General features: G+C 71.5%; 20 protein-coding genes. 9 read left to right on the top strand and 11 right to left on the bottom strand.

Going from position 1 to position 20761, the window contains the following annotated elements:
* Positions 1-31: 31 nt before the first annotated feature.
* A complete protein-coding gene (locus tag ACF08N_RS18865) occupies positions 32-1231 on the bottom strand; it encodes a sensor histidine kinase (RefSeq protein ID WP_392325751.1) in 1200 nt (399 codons plus the stop codon).
* Positions 1232-1327: 96 nt separating this feature from the next.
* On the opposite strand from ACF08N_RS18865, the gene ACF08N_RS18870 reads away from it, so the two are divergent.
* Both ACF08N_RS18870 and ACF08N_RS18875 read left to right on the top strand, forming a co-directional pair.
* A complete protein-coding gene (locus tag ACF08N_RS18870; protein WP_392325752.1) occupies positions 1328-2347 on the top strand; it encodes an SAM-dependent methyltransferase in 1020 nt (339 codons plus the stop codon).
* 2 nt (positions 2348-2349) lie between these two features.
* Positions 2350-3492 carry an NADH-quinone oxidoreductase subunit D gene (locus ACF08N_RS18875; protein ID WP_392325753.1) on the top strand — a complete coding sequence of 381 codons (1143 nt, stop codon included), beginning with the start codon at positions 2350-2352 and terminating at the stop codon, positions 3490-3492.
* Between the two features lie 92 nt (positions 3493-3584).
* Here the strand turns inward: ACF08N_RS18875 and ACF08N_RS18880 are convergent, their stop codons facing one another.
* The 4 genes from ACF08N_RS18880 to ACF08N_RS18895 all read right to left on the bottom strand — a co-directional run bounded on the left by ACF08N_RS18880 (position 3585) and on the right by ACF08N_RS18895 (position 7135).
* Positions 3585-4631: a hypothetical protein gene (locus ACF08N_RS18880; RefSeq protein ID WP_392325754.1), complete on the bottom strand. Its 1047-nt coding sequence runs from the start codon at positions 4629-4631 to the stop codon at positions 3585-3587.
* 83 nt (positions 4632-4714) lie between these two features.
* Positions 4715-5692 (bottom strand): glycine betaine ABC transporter substrate-binding protein, encoded by a 978-nt coding sequence (locus ACF08N_RS18885; protein ID WP_392325755.1) that lies wholly within the window; start codon positions 5690-5692, stop codon positions 4715-4717.
* Between the two features lie 61 nt (positions 5693-5753).
* Positions 5754-6437, bottom strand: a complete 684-nt coding sequence (locus ACF08N_RS18890) for an ABC transporter permease (RefSeq protein WP_392325756.1) — start codon at positions 6435-6437, stop codon at positions 5754-5756.
* Positions 6437-7135 (bottom strand): ABC transporter permease, encoded by a 699-nt coding sequence (locus ACF08N_RS18895; RefSeq protein ID WP_392325757.1) that lies wholly within the window; start codon positions 7133-7135, stop codon positions 6437-6439. Before ACF08N_RS18895 ends, ACF08N_RS18890 begins: the two co-directional genes overlap by 1 nt.
* Before the next feature lie 141 nt (positions 7136-7276).
* Here ACF08N_RS18895 and ACF08N_RS18900 point away from each other — a divergent pair, with 141 nt between their 5' ends.
* Positions 7277-8449, top strand: coding sequence for an ABC transporter ATP-binding protein (locus ACF08N_RS18900; protein ID WP_392325758.1), 1173 nt, complete (start codon positions 7277-7279; stop codon positions 8447-8449).
* A gap of 36 nt (positions 8450-8485) precedes the next feature.
* On the opposite strand, the gene ACF08N_RS18905 is transcribed toward ACF08N_RS18900, so the two are convergent.
* Positions 8486-9595 carry an alpha/beta hydrolase gene (locus ACF08N_RS18905; RefSeq protein WP_392325759.1) on the bottom strand — a complete coding sequence of 370 codons (1110 nt, stop codon included), beginning with the start codon at positions 9593-9595 and terminating at the stop codon, positions 8486-8488.
* A gap of 190 nt (positions 9596-9785) precedes the next feature.
* Between ACF08N_RS18905 and ACF08N_RS18910 the strand changes: the two genes are divergently transcribed.
* The 6 genes from ACF08N_RS18910 to ACF08N_RS18935 all read left to right on the top strand — a co-directional run bounded on the left by ACF08N_RS18910 (position 9786) and on the right by ACF08N_RS18935 (position 14986).
* Positions 9786-11666, top strand: coding sequence for a phosphatidylglycerol lysyltransferase domain-containing protein (locus tag ACF08N_RS18910; protein WP_392325760.1), 1881 nt, complete (start codon positions 9786-9788; stop codon positions 11664-11666).
* 226 nt (positions 11667-11892) lie between these two features.
* Positions 11893-12750 (top strand): dihydropteroate synthase, encoded by an 858-nt coding sequence (gene folP, locus ACF08N_RS18915; protein ID WP_392325761.1) that lies wholly within the window; start codon positions 11893-11895, stop codon positions 12748-12750.
* Positions 12747-13193, top strand: coding sequence for a nuclear transport factor 2 family protein (locus ACF08N_RS18920; protein WP_392325762.1), 447 nt, complete (start codon positions 12747-12749; stop codon positions 13191-13193). Before folP ends, ACF08N_RS18920 begins: the two co-directional genes overlap by 4 nt.
* Before the next feature lie 195 nt (positions 13194-13388).
* Entirely contained in the window at positions 13389-13748 is a 360-nt protein-coding gene (gene folB / locus ACF08N_RS18925; RefSeq protein ID WP_177149541.1) for a dihydroneopterin aldolase, read from the top strand.
* On the top strand, positions 13745-14395 hold the full coding sequence (gene folK / locus ACF08N_RS18930) for a 2-amino-4-hydroxy-6-hydroxymethyldihydropteridine diphosphokinase (RefSeq protein ID WP_392325763.1): 651 nt from the start codon (positions 13745-13747) through the stop codon (positions 14393-14395). The genes folB and folK overlap by 4 nt, the downstream gene beginning before the upstream one ends.
* Positions 14396-14497: 102 nt before the next feature.
* Positions 14498-14986, top strand: coding sequence for a DUF3180 domain-containing protein (locus ACF08N_RS18935; RefSeq protein ID WP_392325764.1), 489 nt, complete (start codon positions 14498-14500; stop codon positions 14984-14986).
* 61 nt (positions 14987-15047) lie between these two features.
* Here ACF08N_RS18935 and ACF08N_RS18940 read toward each other — a convergent pair whose 3' ends face one another.
* From ACF08N_RS18940 to tilS, 5 genes are all read right to left on the bottom strand, one after another.
* Positions 15048-16043 (bottom strand): aldo/keto reductase, encoded by a 996-nt coding sequence (locus ACF08N_RS18940; protein ID WP_392325765.1) that lies wholly within the window; start codon positions 16041-16043, stop codon positions 15048-15050.
* Between the two features lie 121 nt (positions 16044-16164).
* On the bottom strand, positions 16165-16770 hold the full coding sequence (folE, locus tag ACF08N_RS18945; RefSeq protein WP_392325766.1) for a GTP cyclohydrolase I FolE: 606 nt from the start codon (positions 16768-16770) through the stop codon (positions 16165-16167).
* Between the two features lie 112 nt (positions 16771-16882).
* Positions 16883-18916 (bottom strand): ATP-dependent zinc metalloprotease FtsH, encoded by a 2034-nt coding sequence (gene ftsH / locus ACF08N_RS18950; RefSeq protein WP_392325767.1) that lies wholly within the window; start codon positions 18914-18916, stop codon positions 16883-16885.
* 186 nt (positions 18917-19102) lie between these two features.
* Positions 19103-19642 (bottom strand): hypoxanthine phosphoribosyltransferase, encoded by a 540-nt coding sequence (hpt, locus tag ACF08N_RS18955; protein WP_392326004.1) that lies wholly within the window; start codon positions 19640-19642, stop codon positions 19103-19105.
* A gap of 40 nt (positions 19643-19682) precedes the next feature.
* Positions 19683-20726, bottom strand: coding sequence for a tRNA lysidine(34) synthetase TilS (tilS, locus tag ACF08N_RS18960; protein ID WP_392325768.1), 1044 nt, complete (start codon positions 20724-20726; stop codon positions 19683-19685).
* Positions 20727-20761 lie beyond the last annotated feature (35 nt).

Raw genomic sequence — 20761 nt, forward strand, 5'->3', positions numbered from 1 at the left:
AGGGCTGGAGGGGCTGCGGTGGTCGAGAGTCCTAGTGGGCGGGCTTGAGCGGCAGCAGAGCACTGATCCGGAAACCGCCGCCCGGGCGCGGCCCCGCGTCCAGCGTGCCGCCGACCATACCGACGCGCTCGCGCATGCCGATCAGTCCGTGGCCGCGGCCGTCCGCGCCGCCGTCCTCGTACAGCTCGTGCGACGAGCCGCGCCCGTCGTCCTCGACGAGCAGGCCGAGTCCGTCGTCGAAGTAGACGAGCCGCACGCTGGCGCCGGCCTCCGGGCCGCCGTGCTTACGGGTGTTGGTGAGGGCTTCCTGAACGATGCGGTACGCGGTGAGCTCGACGCCGCTCGGCAGCGGCCGCGGGGTGCCCTCGATCCTGAAGTCGACGGTCAGTCCGGAGCCGCGGACCTGCTCGACCAGCTCCTCGATCTGCTCGACGTCGGGCTGCGGGACGTACTCGCCGCTCTCCGGGGCGTCCCCGGTGCGCAGCACGCCGAGCAGCCGCCGCATCTCCGCGAGCGCCTGCCGGCCGGTGCTGGAGATGGTCTCCAGCGCCTGCTTGGCCTGGTCGGGCGCGGCGTCCAGTACATAGGCGGCGCCGTCCGCCTGGACCACCATGACGGAGACGTTGTGGGCGACGACGTCGTGGAGCTCGCGGGCGATACGGGCGCGTTCGGCCGCGACCGCGACCTTCGCCTGCGCCTCGCGCTCCTTCTCGAGCCGGGTGGCCCGCTCTTCGAGCTGGGCGAAGTACGCGCGCCGGGTGCGTATCGAGTCGCCGAGGACCCACGCGAGGGCGAACGGCAGGCTCATGATCACGGTGACGAAGATCCGGCCGAGGCCGCTCTGCTCCTCCGCGGGCCACCGGATCTGCGCCAGCGTGGCCGCCGACAGGCCGCCGGCCAGGGCGAGCCGGGAGGCCCAGCGCGGACCGTCGTGCGCGGCGACCGTGTAGATGATGACCATCATCGCGAAGTCGGCCGGGTTGACCTCGACGTCCAGCACCAGCTGCGCGACGCCCGTGAGCGCCGCGAGGACCAGCATCTTCTCCGGCATACGGCGGCGCAGCGCCACCACGACGCTCAGCACCAGCACGACCCCGACCGCCGTGAGGCGGGCCGCCGTACCGACGGGGTCCTGGACCGCCCACAACATGGCGAACCCGAAGAGCACGACGGCCCAGGAGCAGTCGACGCCCGTCGGGTGTCTGCGGAGGAAGTCGTAGAGGCGCTGCACGTCACCAAGCGTAAGGAAGGGAGATAGGTGCCGGAGTCAACCGGAGGGGCGATCCGGTCGGCGGAGGCGTACTCCGCAAGGTGGAGACTGGTGCGCGTGACGTATGAAACCTCTGCCGGGCCCCCTGTCGTGGGCTCCGGCCCGCGCGGGTGGCGGGCCGCGACCGAGGCCGCGCTGTACGGGCCGGACGGCTTCTACCTGCGGCCCGAGGGACCGGCCGGGCACTTCCGTACGTCCGTGCACGCCTCCCCGCTGTTCGCCTCGGCGGTCGCCCGGCTGCTGCTCGACGTGGCGGCCGCGTACGGAATCGACGAGCCCGCGCTCGTGGACATGGGGGCGGGCCGCGGCGAACTGCTCACGGGCGTGCTGGCCGCGCTGCCGCCCGGCTACCCGGTGCGCGCCTGTGCCGTGGAGCGGGCGGCGCGGCCCGAAGGACTCGATCCGCGTATCGCGTGGACGGACACGCCCCCCGAAGGGATCCGCGGACTGCTGTTCGCCAACGAGTGGCTGGACAACGTCCCCGTGGACGTCGCCGAGGCCGACGACCGGGGCGTGGTGCGCAGGGTTCTGGTGGACGCCGCGGGCGAGGAGCGGCTCGGCGACGAAGTCGACGGCGCCGACGCCGCGTGGCTGGCCCGCTGGTGGCCGCTGACGGATCCGGGCTGCCGGGCGGAGATCGGCCGGCCGCGCGACGAGGCGTGGGCACGGGCGGCCGGCCAGGTGGCATCGGGCCTCGCCGTGGCGGTGGACTACGCGCACACGGCCGGCGCCAGGCCCCCCTTCGGCACGCTGACCGGGTTCAGGGACGGCCGGGAGGTGCGCCCGGTCCCGGACGGCAGCTGCGACGTCACGGCGCATGTGGCGCTGGACGCGTGCGCCGCCGCGGCGCCCGGGGCACAGCTGCTGACGCAGCGCGAGGCCCTGCGCCGGCTGGGCGTGACGGCCGGACGCCCGCCTCTGTCCCTGGCGTCGTCCGACCCGGCGGCGTACGTCCGCGCCCTGTCGCGGACCGGCGAGGCGGCGGAGCTGACGGCGACGGGCGGCCTGGGCGACTTCGTCTGGCTGGTGCAGCGGATCGGGCCGGAACGGCTCGCGGGGCCTCTGTCAGACTGGTGACCATGACGGAGACCACGGTCGGCATCGGCGGAGCGGCGGAGAGCACCGACATGGTGCTCAACATCGGTCCCCAGCATCCCTCCACCCACGGTGTGCTGCGGCTGCGTCTCGTGCTGGACGGCGAGCGCATCCGGCACGCGGAGCCGGTCGTCGGCTACATGCACCGCGGCGCCGAGAAGCTCTTCGAGGCGCGCGACTACCGCCAGATCGTCGTGCTGGCCAACCGGCACGACTGGCTCTCCGCCTTCTCCAACGAGCTCGGCGTCGTGATGGCCGTCGAGCGCATGCTCGGCATGGAGGTCCCGGAGCGCGCGGTGTGGACCCGCACACTGCTCGCCGAGCTCAACCGGGTCCTCAACCACCTGATGTTCCTCGGGTCGTATCCGCTCGAACTGGGCGGAATCACCCCGGTGTTCCACGCCTTCCGCGAGCGCGAGGAGCTCCAGGCCGTCATGGAGGAGGTCTCCGGCGGCCGGATGCACTACATGTTCAACCGGGTCGGCGGCCTCAAGGAGGACCTTCCGGCCGGCTGGCTCGGCCGGGCCCGGCACGCGGTGGCGGACGTCCGCTCCCGGATGGACATCTACGACCGCCTCGTCCTCGGCAACGAGATCTTCCGCGGCCGTACCCGCGGTGTGGGCGTCCTGTCGGCGGAGGCCGTGCACGCGTACGGGGTCAGCGGGCCCATCGCCCGGGCGTCGGGCGTCGACTTCGATCTGCGCCGGGACGAGCCGTACCTCGCGTACGGGGAGCTCCAGGACACGCTCACGGTGGTCACCCGCGCCGACGGCGACTGCCTGGCCCGTTTCGAGGTGCTGCTGGAGCAGACGCACAACGCGCTGGACCTGGCCGACGCCTGCCTCGACCGCATCGCGGAACTGCCGCCGGGCCCGATCAACCAGCGGCTGCCCAAGGTGCTGAAGGCACCCGAGGGCCACACCTACGCCTGGACCGAGAACCCGCTCGGCATCAACGGCTACTACCTGGTGTCCAAGGGCGAGAAGACCCCGTACCGGCTCAAGCTCCGCTCGGCGTCCTACAACAACATCCAGGCGCTGACCGTGCTGCTGCCGGGGACGCTCGTCGCCGACATGGTGGCGATCCTCGGTTCACTGTTCTTCGTCGTCGGCGACATCGACAAGTAGTCGCGGAAGGCCGCCCTGCGCGGGGTGCTTCCGCGCGAGCGGCCTTCTGCCAGGCGTTCTGCAAAACGGCTGCGCCTTCTGCCAGGGCGTTCCTACGAGACGGCGTTGCGCAGCTGGGCCACGTCCAGCTGCTCCGTCTCGTCGTGCGCGGTCAGGTCGATGACCTTGCCGATCGCGCGGGTGTCCTTCATGCGCACGGCCGCCAGGGCCTCTTGGCCCACCACGTCGGCGAGGTCCTCGTTCTGCACCGCCTCGATCGCCTTCTGTACGGGCTGCGGGTCCGCCGGCGCGGAGGCCGCGCTCGCGCCCGTCCCCGTGCCGGCACCCGCTCCCGCGCCCGCGCCCGTGCCGAAGAAGTCGAAGCCGCCTTCGGGGCGCTTGGCACGCGCACGCTGTGCGCCGTAGGGGACGATCGCCGATGCGGCGGGGACGGGACGGCGCGCGGGCAGGGCGGACGCCGGACGGGCGTGCTGCCCGGTCCCGGCGCCCGCCGCGTGCTTCCCCTGCGGTTCGTCCGCCTCCTGGGACCGCTCGGCCAGGTCCCGGGCGCGGGCCTCCTCGACGGTACGCCTGGCCTCCTGGGCCGCGGCGTTGCGGGACAGGTCCTCCAGCGCCTTGGCGGCCCGCAGGAACGTGGCCGGGGTGGGCGTCGAACCGGCCGGCGGCAGGGCCTTGGAGGGCGCGGCCGCCTCGATCGCGAGCTGCCTGCGGCCCTCCAGGGCGCTGGCCCGCTCCGTCTCGGCGTTCGCGTAGCGCCGCAGCAGGGCGGCGTGTTCGCCGCGGAGCGCGGCGAGCTCGACCCGCTTGGCGCGCAGCTTGGCGTCGAGCTTGATGCGCAGCTCGCGCGACTCCTCGACGTCCGCCTCGAGCTCGGCTATGCGCTCCTCGGTCTTCCACTGATCGCTGGAGCGGGCGCGCGTGAGCTCCGCGACCCGGCGGCCCGCGCTCCGGTCCCAACTGCGCATGAGGACCGCGCCGGTGACCGCGGCGGCAGCGGCGGCCGCCACCAGGGTGCGCAGCACGACGGCGTCCCCGACGAACCACGCGCCGGAGGCGCACAGAACCGACGCTCCGGCCACGGCCGAGGGCGGCAGCAGCTTGTGCAGGGGTGGGGAATGGCGGTGGCGTCCACGTGGCATGGCCTGAAATTTACCGTGCGTAGAGGTCCTATGGGGTGTCGGCCCGGCAAATCTCTGGACGAGAACGCCGGGCCGGTGCGTCCCTACTTCTCGATCAGCCCCTTGGACCGGAGATACTCCTTCGCCGCGTCCTCGGGCTTCGCGCGCTCGGCATCCACCGTGCGGTTCAACTCGGCGAGATCCGCGGTCGTCAGCACGTCGGTGAGCTTGCCGAGGACTTCGGCTATCTCCTTGTCGCCGGCGTCCCGCGCATTGACCACCGGAAGGACGTTGTCGGCGTTCTGGAGCTTCTTGTCGTCCTCCAGCAGGACGAGTCCGAAGCTTTCCAGAGTGGCGTCGGTGGTGGTGGTCAGGACGAGCTGGTCCTCACCGTCCTTGACCGCCTGCTTGGCCTGCGGCGTACCGACGCCCTTGGGGTCCACGCCCGCGACGTCGATGCCGTACGTCTTCTTCAGGCCGGGGGCGCAGAAGGGCCGGACCTCGCACTCGTCGCCCGCCGCGATCTTCACCTTCAGCTTCGACTCACCAAGATCCGAAAGCGTCTTGAGCTTGTTCTTCTCGGCGAATTCCCGGGAGACCGCGAACGCGTTCTGGTCGACGGCCTTGCCCGCGTCGAGGACCTTCAGTCCGCGCGGCTCGGCAAGCTTGGTGAGCGCGGCGACGGTGGCGTCGACATCGCTGGAGGCGACGGGCTTCTCCTCGGGCGCCTTCGGCCCGTTCACCTTCGCGTTGAGGAATTCGGCGACGGTGGCGGCGTATTCCGGTACGACGTCTATCTCGCCCTTCTCCAGGGACGGTTCGTACAGCTCGCGGTTCTTCACCGTGGTGACCGACGTCTTGTATCCGGCGTCGGCGAGCAGCTGGGCATAGAGCTCGGCGAGCACCTTGGACTCGGTGAAGGCCGCCGCACCGACGACGAGCGTGCCCTTCTCCCCGGATCCGCCGGCCGAGGCGGAGCCGCCCTTCTCCTTCTCCAGGCTGTCACCGCCGCACGCGGCAAGAGAGCCCACGAGCGTCACCACACCGAGTACCGCGCCCGCGACGCGGGAGGTCTTGTTCATCAGGGTCTCCGTCCTTGCAACCGACACATCGAACAAAAGGGTTCATCCGCTCCGCCCCGCGTCAGCCGCCCGACGGCACCGCGGCCTTGCGCAGCGGGTTCAGCAGCCGGTCGGCGGCGACCAGCAGCCCCTCCACGAGGAGCGCGAGCAGGGCGGCGAGCAGCGCGCCCGCGACGACCTGCGGGGTGTTGTACGTGTTGAATCCGGCGGTGATGATCCGGCCCAGACCGCCCTGGCCGACCATCGACGCGATGGTCGCCGTGGCCACCACCTGGACGGCGGCCGACCGCAGCCCGGTCATCAGCAGCGGGTAGGCGAGGGGAAGTTCCACGCGGACGAAGAGCTGGCCGCCCGACATGCCCATCCCCCGCGCGGCCTCGACCACCGCCCGGTCCACCTCCCGCATCCCCACGTACGCGTTGGTCAGCAGCGGGGGCACGGCGAACAGCACCAGGGCGATGATCGTCGGCACATAGCCGGCGCTTCTCAGCGGCGTGAGCATGAAGAGCGCGAGGACGGCGAAGACGGGGATCGCCCGGCCGGCATTCGAGATGTTGACCGCCAGGGCGCCGCCCTTGCCGATGTGCCCCAGCCACAGGGCGACCGGCAGAGCGATCAGGCAGGCCAGGGCCAGCGCCACGCCACTGACGTACACATGCTCGCCGAGCCGGTGCCACGCGCCGCTCTCCCCCGACCAGTTGGACCCGGTGGCGAGCCAGGTCCACGCGTCGGCCAGCACTCCCATCAGGCCGTCGCCTCCGCCGTGCGTATGCGGGTCCAGGGGGTGAGCAGCCGCTGGGCGCCGAGGAGCAGCAGGTCGGCGAGCGCCGCCAGCAGCACGCACAGCACGGAGGCGGTCAGCACCTGCGCCTTGAAGGTGGTCTGCACCCCGTCGTCGATGAGGTTGCCCAGGCCGCCCTTGCCGACGAGGGCACCGACGGTGGTCAGCGCGATCGTCGACACCGTGGCTATGCGCACCCCCGCCATCAACGCAGGGAGGGCCAAGGGCAGTTCGACCTCCCACAGCAGGCGGACGGGTCCGTAGCCCATGCCCCGGGCGGCCTCACGTGCCTCGGCGGGCACCGCCTGGAGCCCGGCCAGGATGTTCCGCACGAGGATGGTGAGGGAGTAGAGCACGAGGCCCGTCACAACCAGTGCCGCGGACAGTCCGAAGAAGGGCAGCAGGAGCGAGAACATCGCCAGCGAGGGGATCGTGTAGAGCAGGGTCGTCAGGCCGAGCACCGGGCCGGCGAAGCGCGGCCGGGCGCGCACGAGCAGCGCGAGGGGCAGCGCGACCGCGAGGCCGATCAGCACCGAGGCCACGGTGATCCAGACGTGCTGGACCGTCGCGTCGGTCAACTCGCCGCTGCGGCTGCGCAGATACTCCGCGCAGAACCAGTCGTTCGCCGCGAGGCAGCTGCCCGCGGCCCGTTCCGTACTCATCCCTCCCCGCCTCCCCCGTCATGCCGAACGCATGTCTGACGATCGACGGTTTCGACCCTAACTCCCGCCACCGACAATCGCCGAGGACCGGCACATTGCAGCAACATGGCTTTCATACAGCAGCCGTCACAATGGGGAGCCATGATCCGTTTCGACAATGTCACCAAGCGGTACGCGGACGGCACCACCGCCGTGGACGACCTCTCCTTCGAGGTCGCCGAGGGCGAGCTGGTGACACTCGTGGGCCCCTCGGGGTGCGGCAAGACGACCACGATGAAGATGGTCAACCGCCTCATAGAACCGAGCAGCGGGCGCATATTCGTGGACGGACAGGACATCTCCACCGTCGATCCCGTCGCACTGCGCCGCCGTATCGGCTATGTGATCCAGCAGGTCGGCCTCTTCCCGCACAGGACCGTCCTCGACAACACGGCCACCGTTCCCCATCTCCTCGGAACCGGCCGCGCCAAGGCCCGTGCACGCGCCGCCGAACTGCTCGACCTCGTCGGCCTCGACCCGTCCGTCTACGGCGGCCGCTACCCCGAGCAGCTGTCCGGCGGCCAGCGCCAGCGCGTCGGCGTCGCCCGCGCGCTCGCCGCCGACCCGCCCGTGCTGCTGATGGACGAGCCCTTCGGCGCGGTCGACCCGGTGGTGCGCGAGCACCTCCAGAACGAGTTCCTCAGGCTCCAGTCGCAGGTGCGCAAGACGGTCCTGTTCGTCACGCACGACATCGAGGAGGCCGTGCGCCTCGGGGACCGTATCGCCGTCTACGGCCAGGGCAGGATCGAGCAGTTCGACGCTCCCGCCGTCGTGCTGGGCGCCCCCGCCAACGACTACGTGGCCGACTTCGTCGGGGCCGACCGCGGGCTCAAGCGGCTCTCGGTCACGCCCATCGAGGAAGGCGACCTGGAGCAGCCCCCGGTGGTGCACCTCGACGACCCCCTGCCCCGCGAACTCGGCTCGCGCTGGGCCGTGGTCCTGGACGGGGAGGACAATCTGCACGGCTGGATCTCCGCAGAACAGGCGCGGCGCAGCGGTTCGGTGGGCGAGCACGCCCGCCGTATGGAGGCGTGGCTACCGGTCGGCGCCTCGCTCAAGCAGGCGTTCGCCACCATGCTCCAGCACGACGCGGGCTGGATCGCGGTGATCGACAAGGAGGAGACGGGCCGGTTCCTCGGGGTGCTGACCCCGGCCCGGCTGCACGAGGCGCTGCGCCGCTCGATCGACGCGGACGCCCACGACATCGCGCGGGCCGACGTCGCCCTGGAGTCGATCGGCACGGTTCCGGCGTCCCTGTCCGTGGACAAGCCCTGACGGCGGCGGGCGCGCCCCGGGAGCGCCGCGCAGGGGTCACGTCGCGCTGAGCCGGCCGCTCAGCCACTCCAGGGCCGGCGGGATCTCACGCCGCCACGTGGTGAAGTTGTGCCCGCCGCTGTCGAGCACGATCGACGACACCCGCGCGGGCGCCTTCACCTTCTCGATGAAGTCCCGGGTCCCCTTCAGATTGCCCTCCCCCTGCCGGGACGTCGTGACCAGGAACGACGACCTGCCCTGCGGCAGATGGTCCAGGCTCCACAGCAGGTTCGCCCGCTGCCGGGCCCGGTTGTCGCCGTGGAAGAGGTCGCCCGTCGTCGGGTCCTCGGCGGCCTTGTAGTACGCGGACAGTCCGGCGCCCGCCGCGAACTGCCCCGGATGGTGCAGGGCGATCTTCAGGGCGCAGTAGCCGCCCGTGGAATTGCCGATGAAGCCCCAGTTCCGCGGAGCCGTGCCGACCCGGTAGGTCTCCGAGACCGCCTTCGGCAGGTCCTTCGCGAAGAACGTCTCCGTCTTCGGCCCGCCCGGCACGTCCACGCACTCGGTGTCCCTCGGCGGCGCGACGGTCGGCCGCAGCATCACCAGGATCATCGGCTGCATCCGGCCCTGCGCGGCCAGCCGGTGCGCCGTCGAAGGGTACTTGAGGCCCTTGAACAGGTTCTCGGCCGTCCCCGGGTAGCCGGTGAGCACGACGGCCGCGGGGAAGGTGCTGTGCCGGTACTTCTCCTGGAAGTACTCCGGCGGCAGGTACACGTACGCCGGGCTGTCGATCCCCGACACCGCCCCGGCCACGACGACCTTGTGGATCTGTCCGCCCGTCACCGCGCGCGAGCCGCCCGGCACGTCGGGCGCGCGCCTCTCGACGAGCTTGATGCTGCTGCCCGCCGTGTGGTCCTGCACCACACCGATCTCCTGCTCCTGCCCGAAGAGGTCGGCCCAGGAGCCGTAGAAGAGGAAGGAGTTGTTGGCCGCGAGCGCGACCGCGACGAAGATCGAGAGCTGCGTGGCGAGCAGCAGCCCGATCCGCCCGGCGACCGGACCCGGCCCCCTGCGGGCGAGCCGGGGCCACAGCCACACGGTGGCGACGAACAGCACAACGGCGGCGGCTACGGCCGTGGCAAGGACTTTGTTGCTGGTCAGACCCATGGGTGGCGTGCGCTTTCTGCTGCGGGCCGGCGTCGGTGATCCGCGCCCGGCCCGGGGCCGGTTCGCCGAGATTTTCCCGGCTGCGGATGAACCCGCCTCCTGGAAGTGCCGTCCTAGAGAGCGCACATCGTCCGGGGCCCGACCGACCTGAGGCCCGGACGCAGGATCTCATCCGGAGTCACGGGAAGCGATGTCTGCAACGGTAGATGGGGACAAATCAGCTTTGGTTCCGAATCGGGCGACGCAAGGGACGGCGCAGGCCGCGGCGCATCGGGCGATGCACCGGGTACGCCGCGTCCTGCGGGGCCCCCGCCCCGAGGCGGTGCCCGCGCTCGTCGGCTCGGCCTGCACCCTCGTCGGACTGATCGACATCGCGGCCGGAGTCTTCCCGCGGTTCCGGCACAGCCGGATGCACACGCTCGCCGAGGTGCTGCCCGGCGCCCTCGGCCCGTTCGCCGCCGCGCTCTCGCTCAGCACCGGAGTCCTGCTGCTCCTGCTCGCGCACGGCATCAAGCGCCACAAACGGCGCGCCTGGCGGGCCGCGGTCGTCCTGCTGCCCGCCGGGGCCGTGGCCCAGTTCGTCTACCGCCACTCCGTCGTCGGCGTCCTCCTCTCCCTGGGCCTGCTGGCGCTCCTGCTGCGCCACCGGGCCGAGTTCGCCGCCCTCCCCGACCCCCGCAGCCGCTGGCGGGCACTGGCCAACTTCGTCGTGATGAGCGCCGGTTCGCTCGGCCTCGGCCTGGTGATCGTCAGCGCCCACCCGGGCCGGGTCGTCGGCAGCCCCGGTCTCACCGACCGCATCGAGCACGTCATGTACGGGCTGGTCGGCTTCGAGGGCCCCGTCGACTGGACCGGCAACGTCCCGTGGACCGTGGGCTACTCGCTCGGCTCGCTCGGCTTGCTGACCGCTGTCACCACGATCTACCTCGCCTTCCGGCCCGAACACCCCGCCGCCCGCCTCACCGCCGACGACGAGCGCCGGCTGCGCGCCCTGCTCGCCGCGCACGGCGGCCGCGACTCGCTCGGCCACTTCGCGCTCCGCCGCGACAAGGGCGTCGTGTTCTCGCCCAGCGGCAAGGCCGCGGTCTGCTACCGCGTCGTCTCCGGCGTCATGCTCGCCAGCGGCGACCCGATCGGCGACGTCGAGGCGTGGCCGGGCGCCATCGAGCGCTTCATGGACGAGGCCAGGGCCCACTCCTGGACCCCGGCCGTCATGGGCTGCTCGGAGACCGGAGGCGAGGTCTGGACCCGCGAGACCGGCCTCGACGCGCTGGAACTCGGGGACGAGGCGGTGGTGGACGTCGCGGATTTCTCCCTGACCGGGCGCGCGATGCGGAACGTACGCCAGATGGTCAAGCGCATCGAGCGCAACGGCTACGAGACCCGCGTACGGCGCGCCCGTGACCTCACCGACGACGAGCTGGAACGGATCCGCCGGGCCGCGGCCGACTGGCGGGGCACCGACACCGAGCGCGGCTTCTCGATGGCGCTCGGCCGGATCGGCGACCCGGCGGACGGCGACGCCGTGATCGCCACCGCCCACAAGGCCGGGGACGACACCCCGTACGGCGACCTGAAGGCGATCATCCACTTCGTCCCCTGGGGCGACGACGGCATGTCCCTGGAGCTGATGCGCCGCGACCGCTCCGCCGATCCCGGCATGAACGAGCTGCTCATCGTCGCCGCCCTCCAGGCCGCCCCCGCCCTCGGCATCGAGCGGGTCTCGCTCAACTTCGCGATGTTCCGCTCGGCGCTCGCCCGCGGCGAGAAGATCGGCGCCGGCCCGGTGCTGCGGCTGTGGCGCGGGCTGCTCGTGTTCCTCTCCCGCTGGTTCCAGATCGAGTCGCTGTACAAGTTCAACGCCAAGTTCCGCCCGCGCTGGGAGCCGCGGTTCGTCGTCTTCCGCAGCACCCGCGACCTGCCCCGGATCGGCTTCGCCGCGATGCAGGCGGAAGGCTTCGTCAACCTCTCGCTGCCCCGTCCCTTCGCCCGCCGCCGCCCGACCCGCGAGCCGCTCCCCTGCGCCCACCTCCCCCGCCCCACCGACCACCCCGAGGTCCGCGCGGCCTGACCGCACTCCGCGCGGGGTGCCCGCGCGGGGCGCCCTCCGACCACGCCCGTCCGGCAACGGGCACGGCCGCACGGGTCCCGGCCCACGACGGCACCTCGGCCGGCGAGGCCCGCCCGCGCGGGACGCGCCCGCGCCGGGGGCGCCGGGGAGGGGCCCTGGGGCGCCGGGGAGGGGCGCCCCGGCCGGTGCCGGTCACGATCCCGTGGGCAGGCCCTAGGCTGGCCACATGAGTACGTTGCGCGGACGGGGTACGGCCGACGGCCTGCCGGAGTGGGATCGCTGTGCGGTCATGGGTGTGGTCAATGTGACGCCCGACTCCTTCTCCGACGGAGGCCGCTGGTTCGACACCACGGCCGCGATCAAGCGCGGTCTGGATCTGGTCGCCGAGGGCGCCGACCTCGTCGACGTCGGCGGCGAATCCACCCGGCCCGGCGCCACCCGGGTCGACGAGGCCGAGGAGCTGCGCCGGGTCGTCCCGGTCGTCCGCGGGCTCGCCGCGGAGGGCGTGGTCGTCTCCGTCGACACCATGCGCGCCTCCGTCGCCGAGCAGGCGATCGCCGCCGGAGCGGTCCTGGTCAACGACGTCAGCGGTGGTCTCGCCGACCCCCGCATGATCCCGGCCGTCGCCGACACCGGCGCCCCCTTCGTGGTCATGCACTGGCGCGGCTTCAGCGAGGACATGAACAGCCGCGCGGTGTACGGCGACGTCGTCGGCGAGGTCGTCGCCGAGCTGCGCGCCCGCATGGAGGCGGTCGTCGCGGGCGGCATCGCGCCCGAGCGCATTGTCGTCGACCCCGGCCTCGGCTTCGCCAAGATGGCCGAGCACGACCTCGCCCTCGTCGCCCACCTCGACGAGCTGCGGGCCCTCGGCCGCCCTGTCCTGGTCGCCGCCTCCCGCAAGCGGTTCCTCGGCCGGGTGCTCGCCAAGGAGGGCGCCGCCCCGCCGGCCAGGGAACGCGACGCGGCCACCGCCGCCGTCTCCGCCATCGCCGCCCACGAGGGCGCCTGGGCCGTACGGGTCCACGAGGTGCGGGCCACGGCCGACGCCGTGCGCGTCGCACGCGCCGTCGAGGGCGCCCGGTGAGCGCTACCGACACGGAGCGGGTCGAGAAGGCCAACACCGCCTTCTACGAGGCGATGGAGCGGGGCGACTTCGAGCTGCTGTCCACGCTCTGGATGGACGAGGACATCTCGTGCGTCCACCCGGGCTGGCCGGTGCTCTCGGGCCGCGGCGAGGTCCTGCGCTCGTACGCGCTGATCATGGCGAACACCGAGTACATCCAGTTCTTCCTCACCGATGTGAAGGTGAGCGTGGCCGGCGACACGGCGCTCGTCACCTGCACCGAGAACATCCTCAGCGGCGGCCCCGCCGAGGAGGCGGGCGAGCTCGGGCCGCTCGTCGGCCAGCTGGTCGTCGCCACGAATGTGTTCCGTCGCACATCCGACGGTTGGAAGATCTGGTCACATCACGGTTCCCCCGTACTGACGGAAACCGAGGGCGAAGAGGACGAGGACAGCCCCTCGTAAGTGGGTAAGCGCCCCACAGGAGGTTCATGGCTGCCTCCCCCGGGTATACGCGGCTACCCCAGCCCGCGCGGTACCCCCGGCCCCCCGTGGGCACGTCGTGTCGGTGCTCGCAGGTAGATTCGATTGCGGGTACCGCGCCATCCGCACGTGGCCGGAGCCCGCATCCCGCTAGTACAGAAAGCAGGAGTGATTCGCGTGGATCGTGTCGCGCTGCGCGGCCTCAAGGCCCGCGGGCACCATGGCGTCTTTCCCCGGGAGCGGGAGGAGGGCCAGACCTTCATCGTCGACCTGGTGCTCGGCCTGGACACCCGCCCGGCGGCGGCCGACGACGACCTGGCGAAGACCGTGCACTACGGCGTGGTGGCGGAGGAGGTCGTCGCGGTCGTCGAAGGCGAGCCCGTCGACCTGATCGAGACGCTGGCCGAGCGCATCGCCCAGCAGTGCCTGAAGCACGACGGCGTCGAGGAGGTCGAGGTGGTGGTACACAAGCCGGACGCCCCGATCACGGTGCCCTTCGACGACGTGACCATCACGATCACCCGGAGCCGAGTATGACCAGGCCCACCCGCCACCCGACCACCGCCCCCCAAGGAGCCGCTTCGCGGCGCCCCGTACATGGCGACCCGACCGTGCAGCCGGTGCCCACGTCCGTGGTGGCGCAGGTGGACGCCGCCGACGTCACCCTGTCCAATCCCAAACAGGCGGTGATCTCCCTCGGCTCCAACCTGGGCAACCGCCTGGAGACCCTCCAGGGCGCGATCGACGCCCTCGAGGACACCCCCGGCCTGCGGGTCAAGGCGGTCTCCCCGGTGTACGAGACGGAGCCGTGGGGCGTCGAGCCCGGGAGCCAGCCCTCCTATTTCAACGCGGTGGTCGTGATCAAGACGACGCTGCCGCCGTCCTCGCTCCTGGAGCGCGGTCAGGCCATCGAGGAGGCGTTCGACCGCGTCCGCGACGAGCGCTGGGGCCCGCGCACGATCGACGTCGACATCGTGGCGTACGCGGACGTCGTCTCCGACGACCCGGTCCTCACCCTCCCCCACCCGCGCGCCCACCAGCGCGCCTTCGTGCTCGCCCCGTGGCACGACGTCCAGCCCGAGGCCCAGCTGCCGGGCCGCGGCGCGGTCGCCGAGCTGCTGGCGGGCGTCGGCGTCGAGGGCGTCCAGCCCCGGGCCGACCTGGAACTGCGTCTGCCCGAGTAGTCGTTAGGCTCGTACGGGACGATCTCGGCGACCTCACCGTCGCCCGACGACGCGCGTACGGGATGCCCGTACGACACGACAGCTGAAGGGCGGCTCTTTGCGGTGAAGCAACTACGGCTCGGTGTGCTGGCCGGACTCTTCGCCGCGGCAGGAGTCCTCTCCTGGGGCGGCGCCCGTCTGTGGGACTCGCTGGGCACGCTGCCGAGTGTGCCGCTGGCCGCACCCATCGTGCTCACGGCGATCGCCGCGATCCTCGCCGCCACGGCCCTGTCGCTGCGCGCCCGGCTGAAGGCGCAGCGCGAGCGCCGCCCGGGCGCCAAGGGCGTCGAGCCGCTGATGGCGGCGCGCGCCGTGGTCTTCGGCCAGGCGAGCGCGCTGGTCGTGGCGCTGGTGAGCGGGATGTACGGCGGCACGGGCGTGTTCCTGCTCGGCTCGCTCGACGTCCCCGCCCGCCGGGACCAGGCGATCTACGCCGGGTTCTCGGTCGTCGCGGGCATCGGGGTGATCGCGGCCGCGATCTTCCTGGAGCGCGTCTGCAAGCTCCCCGAGGACGGGGACGACGACAACAACCCGGCGGCCCGCGCGGTGTGACGTGCCACGGGCCCCCGGCCGGGGCGCGCGAGTCGCGCGGCCCGGCCGGGGGCCCGCCGGCTCACAGCAGCGTGCCGCCCGCGACCTCCGTGGCCGCCAGGATGCCTGCCAGCCGGTCCAGCACCTCCTGCGACAGCTTCACCTGGCCCGCGGCCAGGTTCTCCTCGATGTGCGCGGGCGTCCGGCTGCCCGGGATCGGCACGACGTGCTCGTCCTGGTGCAGCAGCCACGCCAGCGCCAGCTGCGCCGGGGTGAGCTCCAGTTCGGCCGCGATGCCCCGTACCGGTGCGAACCGGTCGTTGTTCGCCTTGAGGTTGGCGGCGTCGAACCGCGGCGCGTTCTGCCGGAAGTCGCCCTCCTTCACCTCGCTGACCGCACCGCTGAGGAAGCCGCTGCCGAGCGGCGACCAGGGCACGATGCCCACGCCGAGCTCCCGCGCGGCGGCCAGCAGCTCCGGATCGACCGGACGCCACATGGACCACTCGGTCTGCACCGCCGCCACCGGGTGCACGGCGTGCGCGGCGCGCAGTTGCGCGGCGGTCACGTTGGAGAGCCCGAGATGCAGAACGAGCCCGTCCCTGATCAGCTCGGCCACGGCCCCGACGGTGTCCTCCAGCGGCACCTCGGGGTCGGGGAAGTGCGGGTAGTACAGATCGATACGGTCCGTGGCCAGGCCGCGCAGACTGGCCTCGGCATAGCCGCGGACATGCCGGGGATCGGCGTTGACGGCCAGCTCACCGAAGGCGAAGCCGACCGGGAACGGGTGCGGCTCGACACCCTCGGGGAGCCGGAAGCCGAACTTGGTGGCGATGGCCACTTCGTCACGGCGCCCGCGCAGCGCCCTGCCGAGGAGCCGCTCGTTGTGCCCGTCGGCGCCGTAGCCGTCGGACGTGTCGAAGAAGGTGGCGCCGGCGTCGACGGCGGCGAGCAGCGCCCGCTCGCCGCGCTCGTCGTCGATCTCGCCGTACACCCCGGGGGACAGGACCATCGCGCCGAAGCCGAGCGCGGACACCTCGAGCCCCCCGAGCCTGCGGGTGGGCAGCAGTCGTTCGGTCATGACCGCGATACTGACATCAACTCCCATGATGCGACCGGGAGTTGATGCAGAACATTGGCGGTTTCCACCATGTGGGACGGGATCGGGATCGGAGTCGCCCCCGTACCGGATCGGCGTCAGGTCAGTGCGCCATGATCAGGCTCATCGCCTCGTTGCGGGTCGCCGCGTCCCGCAGCTGACCACGCACCGCCGAGGTGATGGTCTTGGCTCCGGGCTTGCGGATCCCGCGCATCGACATGCACATGTGCTCGCACTCGACGACCACGATCACCCCGCGCGGCTCCAGGATCTCCATCAGCGAGTCGGCTATCTGCGAGGTCATCCGCTCCTGGACCTGCGGACGGCGGGCATAGACGTCCACCAGCCGGGCCAGCTTCGACAGCCCGGTGATCTTCCCGGTGGTCGAGGGGATGTAGCCGACGTGCGCCACGCCCCGGAAGGGCACCAGGTGGTGCTCACAGGTCGAGTACACCTCGATGTCCTTGACGAGGACCATCTCGTCGTGGCCGATGTCGAACGTCGTCGTCAGGACGTCCTCCGGCTGCTGCCACAGCCCGGCGAAGATCTCCTTGTACGCCCGCGCCACCCGTGCCGGCGTCTCGCGCAAGCCCTCGCGGTCCGGGTCCTCGCCCACCGCCAGCAGCAGCTCGCGTACGGCGTTCTCCGCCCGCTTCTCGTCGAACTCGGCGATCATACGCTCGCCGTCCAGCGTCACCGGGTCGGTCATCTGTGCCTCGTTCCTGTTGCTCGGGCCGCGGACATGGCCAAAATGCCGCGCCCCCCAGGCTAAAACCTGGGGGGCGCGGCATTCATTCCGGGGCGGCTGCGAGCCCGGGGGCTCAGGCCTCGGGGCGCTCCTCGGGGACCGCCTCGACGGGCTCGCTCGGGGCCGCCTTGGTGACGTCCGCCACCGTCGGCGTGCTGCCGTTCGCACCGTTCGTCAGGGCGAGCTCCTTGGGGGAGAGCACCGGCGGACGGGTGGAGGGCGTACGGCGGGAGGAGCCGGTCCACGCCGGGCGGGCCGGACGCTTCACGATCGGGGCGAAGATCTCCGCGATCTCCTCCTTGCCGAGGGTCTCCTTCTCCAGCAGGTGGAGGACCAGGTTGTCGAGGACGTCGCGGTTCTCGACGAGGATCTCCCAGGCCTCGTTGTGCGCGGTCTCGATGAGCTTCTTGACCTCTTCGTCGACGAGCGCCGCGACCTCTTCCGAGTAGTCGCGCTGGTGCGCCATCTCCCGGCCCAGGAAGGGCTCGGTGTTGTCGCCGCCGAACTTGATCGCGCCGAGCCGCTCGGTCATGCCGTACTGCGTGACCATCGCGCGGGCCGTGGCCGTCGCCTTCTCGATGTCGTTCGCCGCGCCCGTGGTCGGGTCGTGGAAGACGAGCTCCTCGGCCGCGCGGCCGCCCAGCATGTACGCCAGCTGGTCGAGCATCTCGTTGCGCGTGGTCGAGTACTTGTCCTCGTCCGGCAGGACCATCGTGTAGCCGAGGGCCCGGCCGCGGGAGAGGATCGTGATCTTGTGGACCGGGTCGGAGTTCGGTGAGGCCGCCGCGACCAGGGCGTGTCCGCCCTCGTGGTACGCGGTGATCTTCTTCTCCTTGTCGGACATGATCCGGGTCCGCTTCTGCGGGCCCGCCACGACGCGGTCGATCGCCTCGTCCAGGGAGTGGTTGTCGATCAGCTTCTTGTCGCTGCGGGCGGTCAGGAGTGCCGCCTCGTTCAGCACGTTGGAGAGATCGGCACCGGTGAAGCCGGGCGTGCGCCGGGCGACGGCGCCCAGGTCGACGTCCGGGGCGACCGGCTTGCCCTTCTGGTGGACCTTGAGGATCTCCAGACGGCCCTGCATGTCCGGGCGGTCGACGGCGATCTGCCGGTCGAAGCGGCCCGGGCGCAGCAGTGCCGGGTCGAGGATGTCGGGTCGGTTGGTGGCGGCGATCAGGATCACGCCGCCCTTCACGTCGAAGCCGTCCATCTCGACGAGCAGCTGGTTCAGCGTCTGCTCGCGCTCGTCGTGGCCGCCGCCGAGGCCCGCGCCGCGGTGCCGGCCGACGGCGTCGATCTCGTCGACGAAGACGATCGCCGGGGCGTTCGCCTTGGCCTGCTCGAACAGGTCACGGACTCGGGAGGCACCGACACCGACGAACATCTCGACGAAGTCGGAACCGGAGATCGAGTAGAACGGGACGCCCGCCTCGCCGGCGACGGCGCGCGCGAGCAGGGTCTTGCCGGTGCCGGGCGGGCCGTAGAGCAGCACACCCTTGGGGATCTTGGCGCCGACGGCCTGGAACTTGGCGGGCTCCTGGAGGAACTCCTTGATCTCGTGGAGCTCCTCGACCGCCTCGTCGGACCCGGCCACATCGGCGAAGGTCGTCTTGGGGGTGTCCTTGGTGATGAGCTTGGCCTTGGACTTCCCGAAGTTCATGACTCGGGAGCCGCCGCCCTGCATCTGGTTCATCAGGAAGAGGAAGACCACGACGATCAGGACGAAGGGCAGGAGCGAGAGCAGCACCGAGACGAACGGGCTCTGCTTCGACGGCGAGACCGTGTAGCCCTTCTCGATCTCACCGGCCTCGAACTTCTCCTGCAGCTTGTCGGCCAGGTCGGCGCCCTGGGTGCCGATGTAGCTGGCCTGCACCTTGGTGCCGCCGTCGACCTTCTGACCCTGCTTGAGCTCGATCTTGATGATCTGCTCGTCGCCAGTGGTCAGCTTTGCCTGCTTGACCTGGTTCTTGTCGATCGCCTGGACGACCTCGCCGGTGTCAACCGTCTTGTAGCCGCCGGACGAGCCGACGACCTGCATCAGCACGACCACGGCGAGGACGGCCAGCACGATCCACATGACCGGCCCACGGAAGTATCGCTTCACGTCCATCCATACGGAGCGAACCCGCTCCGTCCCTCCTGCCCGTAGGTAAATGCTGCTGTGGGGACTTGCTATGAGACTGCTATGGGAAAAGACAACTGTTCTTCGGACGGTACCTCAGCATTGTCGCCGGGGACCGCCTTCCCTTGCTCCAACGGCGGAAAGGCGGGCTGGGTTCCCCGGCGCGCCGGTGCTTCAGCCCCCGTATACGTGCGGCGCAAGCGTGCCGACGAAGGGGAGATTGCGGTACTTCTCCGCGTAATCCAGGCCGTATCCGACGACGAACTCGTTCGGGATGTCGAAGCCGATCCACTTCACGTCGATCGCGACCTTCGCGGCGTCCGGCTTCCTCAGCAGCGTGCAGACCTCCAGGGAGGCCGGCTCGCGCGAGCCGAGGTTGGTCAGCAGCCACGACAGGGTCAGGCCCGAGTCGATGATGTCCTCGACGATCAGGACGTGCTTGCCCTTGATGTCGGTGTCCAGGTCCTTGAGGATCCGGACGACGCCGGACGACTGCGTGCCCGCGCCGTACGAGGACACCGCCATCCAGTCCATCGTGACAGGGGTGGCGAGCGCACGCGCCAGGTCCGCCATCACCATCACGGCGCCCTTGAGGACACCGACGATGAGCAGGTCCTTGCCCGCGTACTCCGCGTCGATCTTCGCGGCAAGCTCCACGAGCTTGGCGTCGATCTCTTCCTTGGTGATGAGCACCGACTGAAGGTCGCTGCCCATGTCCTTCTCGTTCACCCGCGTCGCTTTCTGTCTCGGCGGTTCAGCCTTGCCGAATGACCAGTCTGCCACCCTGCCGGCGCGCCTCGACCCGGCCGGGCAGATTGATGGCCCGCTGACCGCGCCATCCGGTGATCAGCCGGTCGACCTCTTCGACGTGTCGGGCGAACAGGGAACCGGCGGGCGCACCGGCCTCGATGACCGCCCGGCGCAGCACCCGGCGCCGTACGGCGGCGGGCAGGGCGAAGAGCTTGGCGCACTCCAGGTCGCCGGTCTCGTCCCGGACGCGGGCGGCCGCGTCGGCGGCCCAGCTGTCGAGGGCGTCGGCGTCGTCGCGGGAGAGCCGAGCGGTACGGGCCAGGGCCTCGACGACGCCTTTGCCGAGCGCCTTCTCCAGGGCGGGCAGGCCCTCGTGGCGCAGGCGGGAGCGGGTGTAGGCCGGGTCGGCGTTGTGCGGGTCGTCCCAGACGGGCAGCGACTGGACCATGCAGGCCTTGCGCGCGGTCTGGCGGTCGATCTGGAGGAAGGGGCGGCGGTAGCGGCCGTCCGTCCCCGAGACGGCGGCCATCCCGGACAGCGAGCGGATGCCGGAGCCGCGGGCGAGACCGAGCAAAACGGTTTCGGCTTGGTCGTCACGGGTGTGGCCGAGCAGCACGGCCGAGGCGCCGAGGCGCTGCGCGGCCTCGTCGAGTGCGGCGTAGCGGGCGTCGCGGGCGGCGGCCTCGGGCCCGCCCGCGCGGCCGACGCGCACGGCGACGGCCTCGACGGGGTCGAGGTTCATGGCGGTGAGGCGGGCGGCGACTTCGGCGGCGCGCTGCGCGGAACCGTCCTGGAGGCCGTGGTCGATGGTGATGCCACCGGCGCGGACGGAGAGTTTGGGGGCCTCGAAGGCGAGGGCGGAGGCGAGCGCCATGGAGTCGGCGCCGCCGGAGCAGGCGACGAGGACGAGCGGGCGCTCTCGCGTGGCGCGGGCGGCGGCTTCGGGGGTGTCGATGTGCTCGGCGTGCTCGGCGTGCCGATTGAGGATTTCGTGGAGTTCGCGGCGGACCGCCAGGCGTATCGCCGCGACCGCAGGATGGGGACCCATGTCCGGTGCCCTTCGTGAAAGTTCGGGAGGGGTGT

Origin of the sequence: Streptomyces sp. NPDC015127 (genome assembly GCF_043080095.1) — a bacterium.
Classification (GTDB): Bacteria; Actinomycetota; Actinomycetes; order Streptomycetales; family Streptomycetaceae; genus Streptomyces.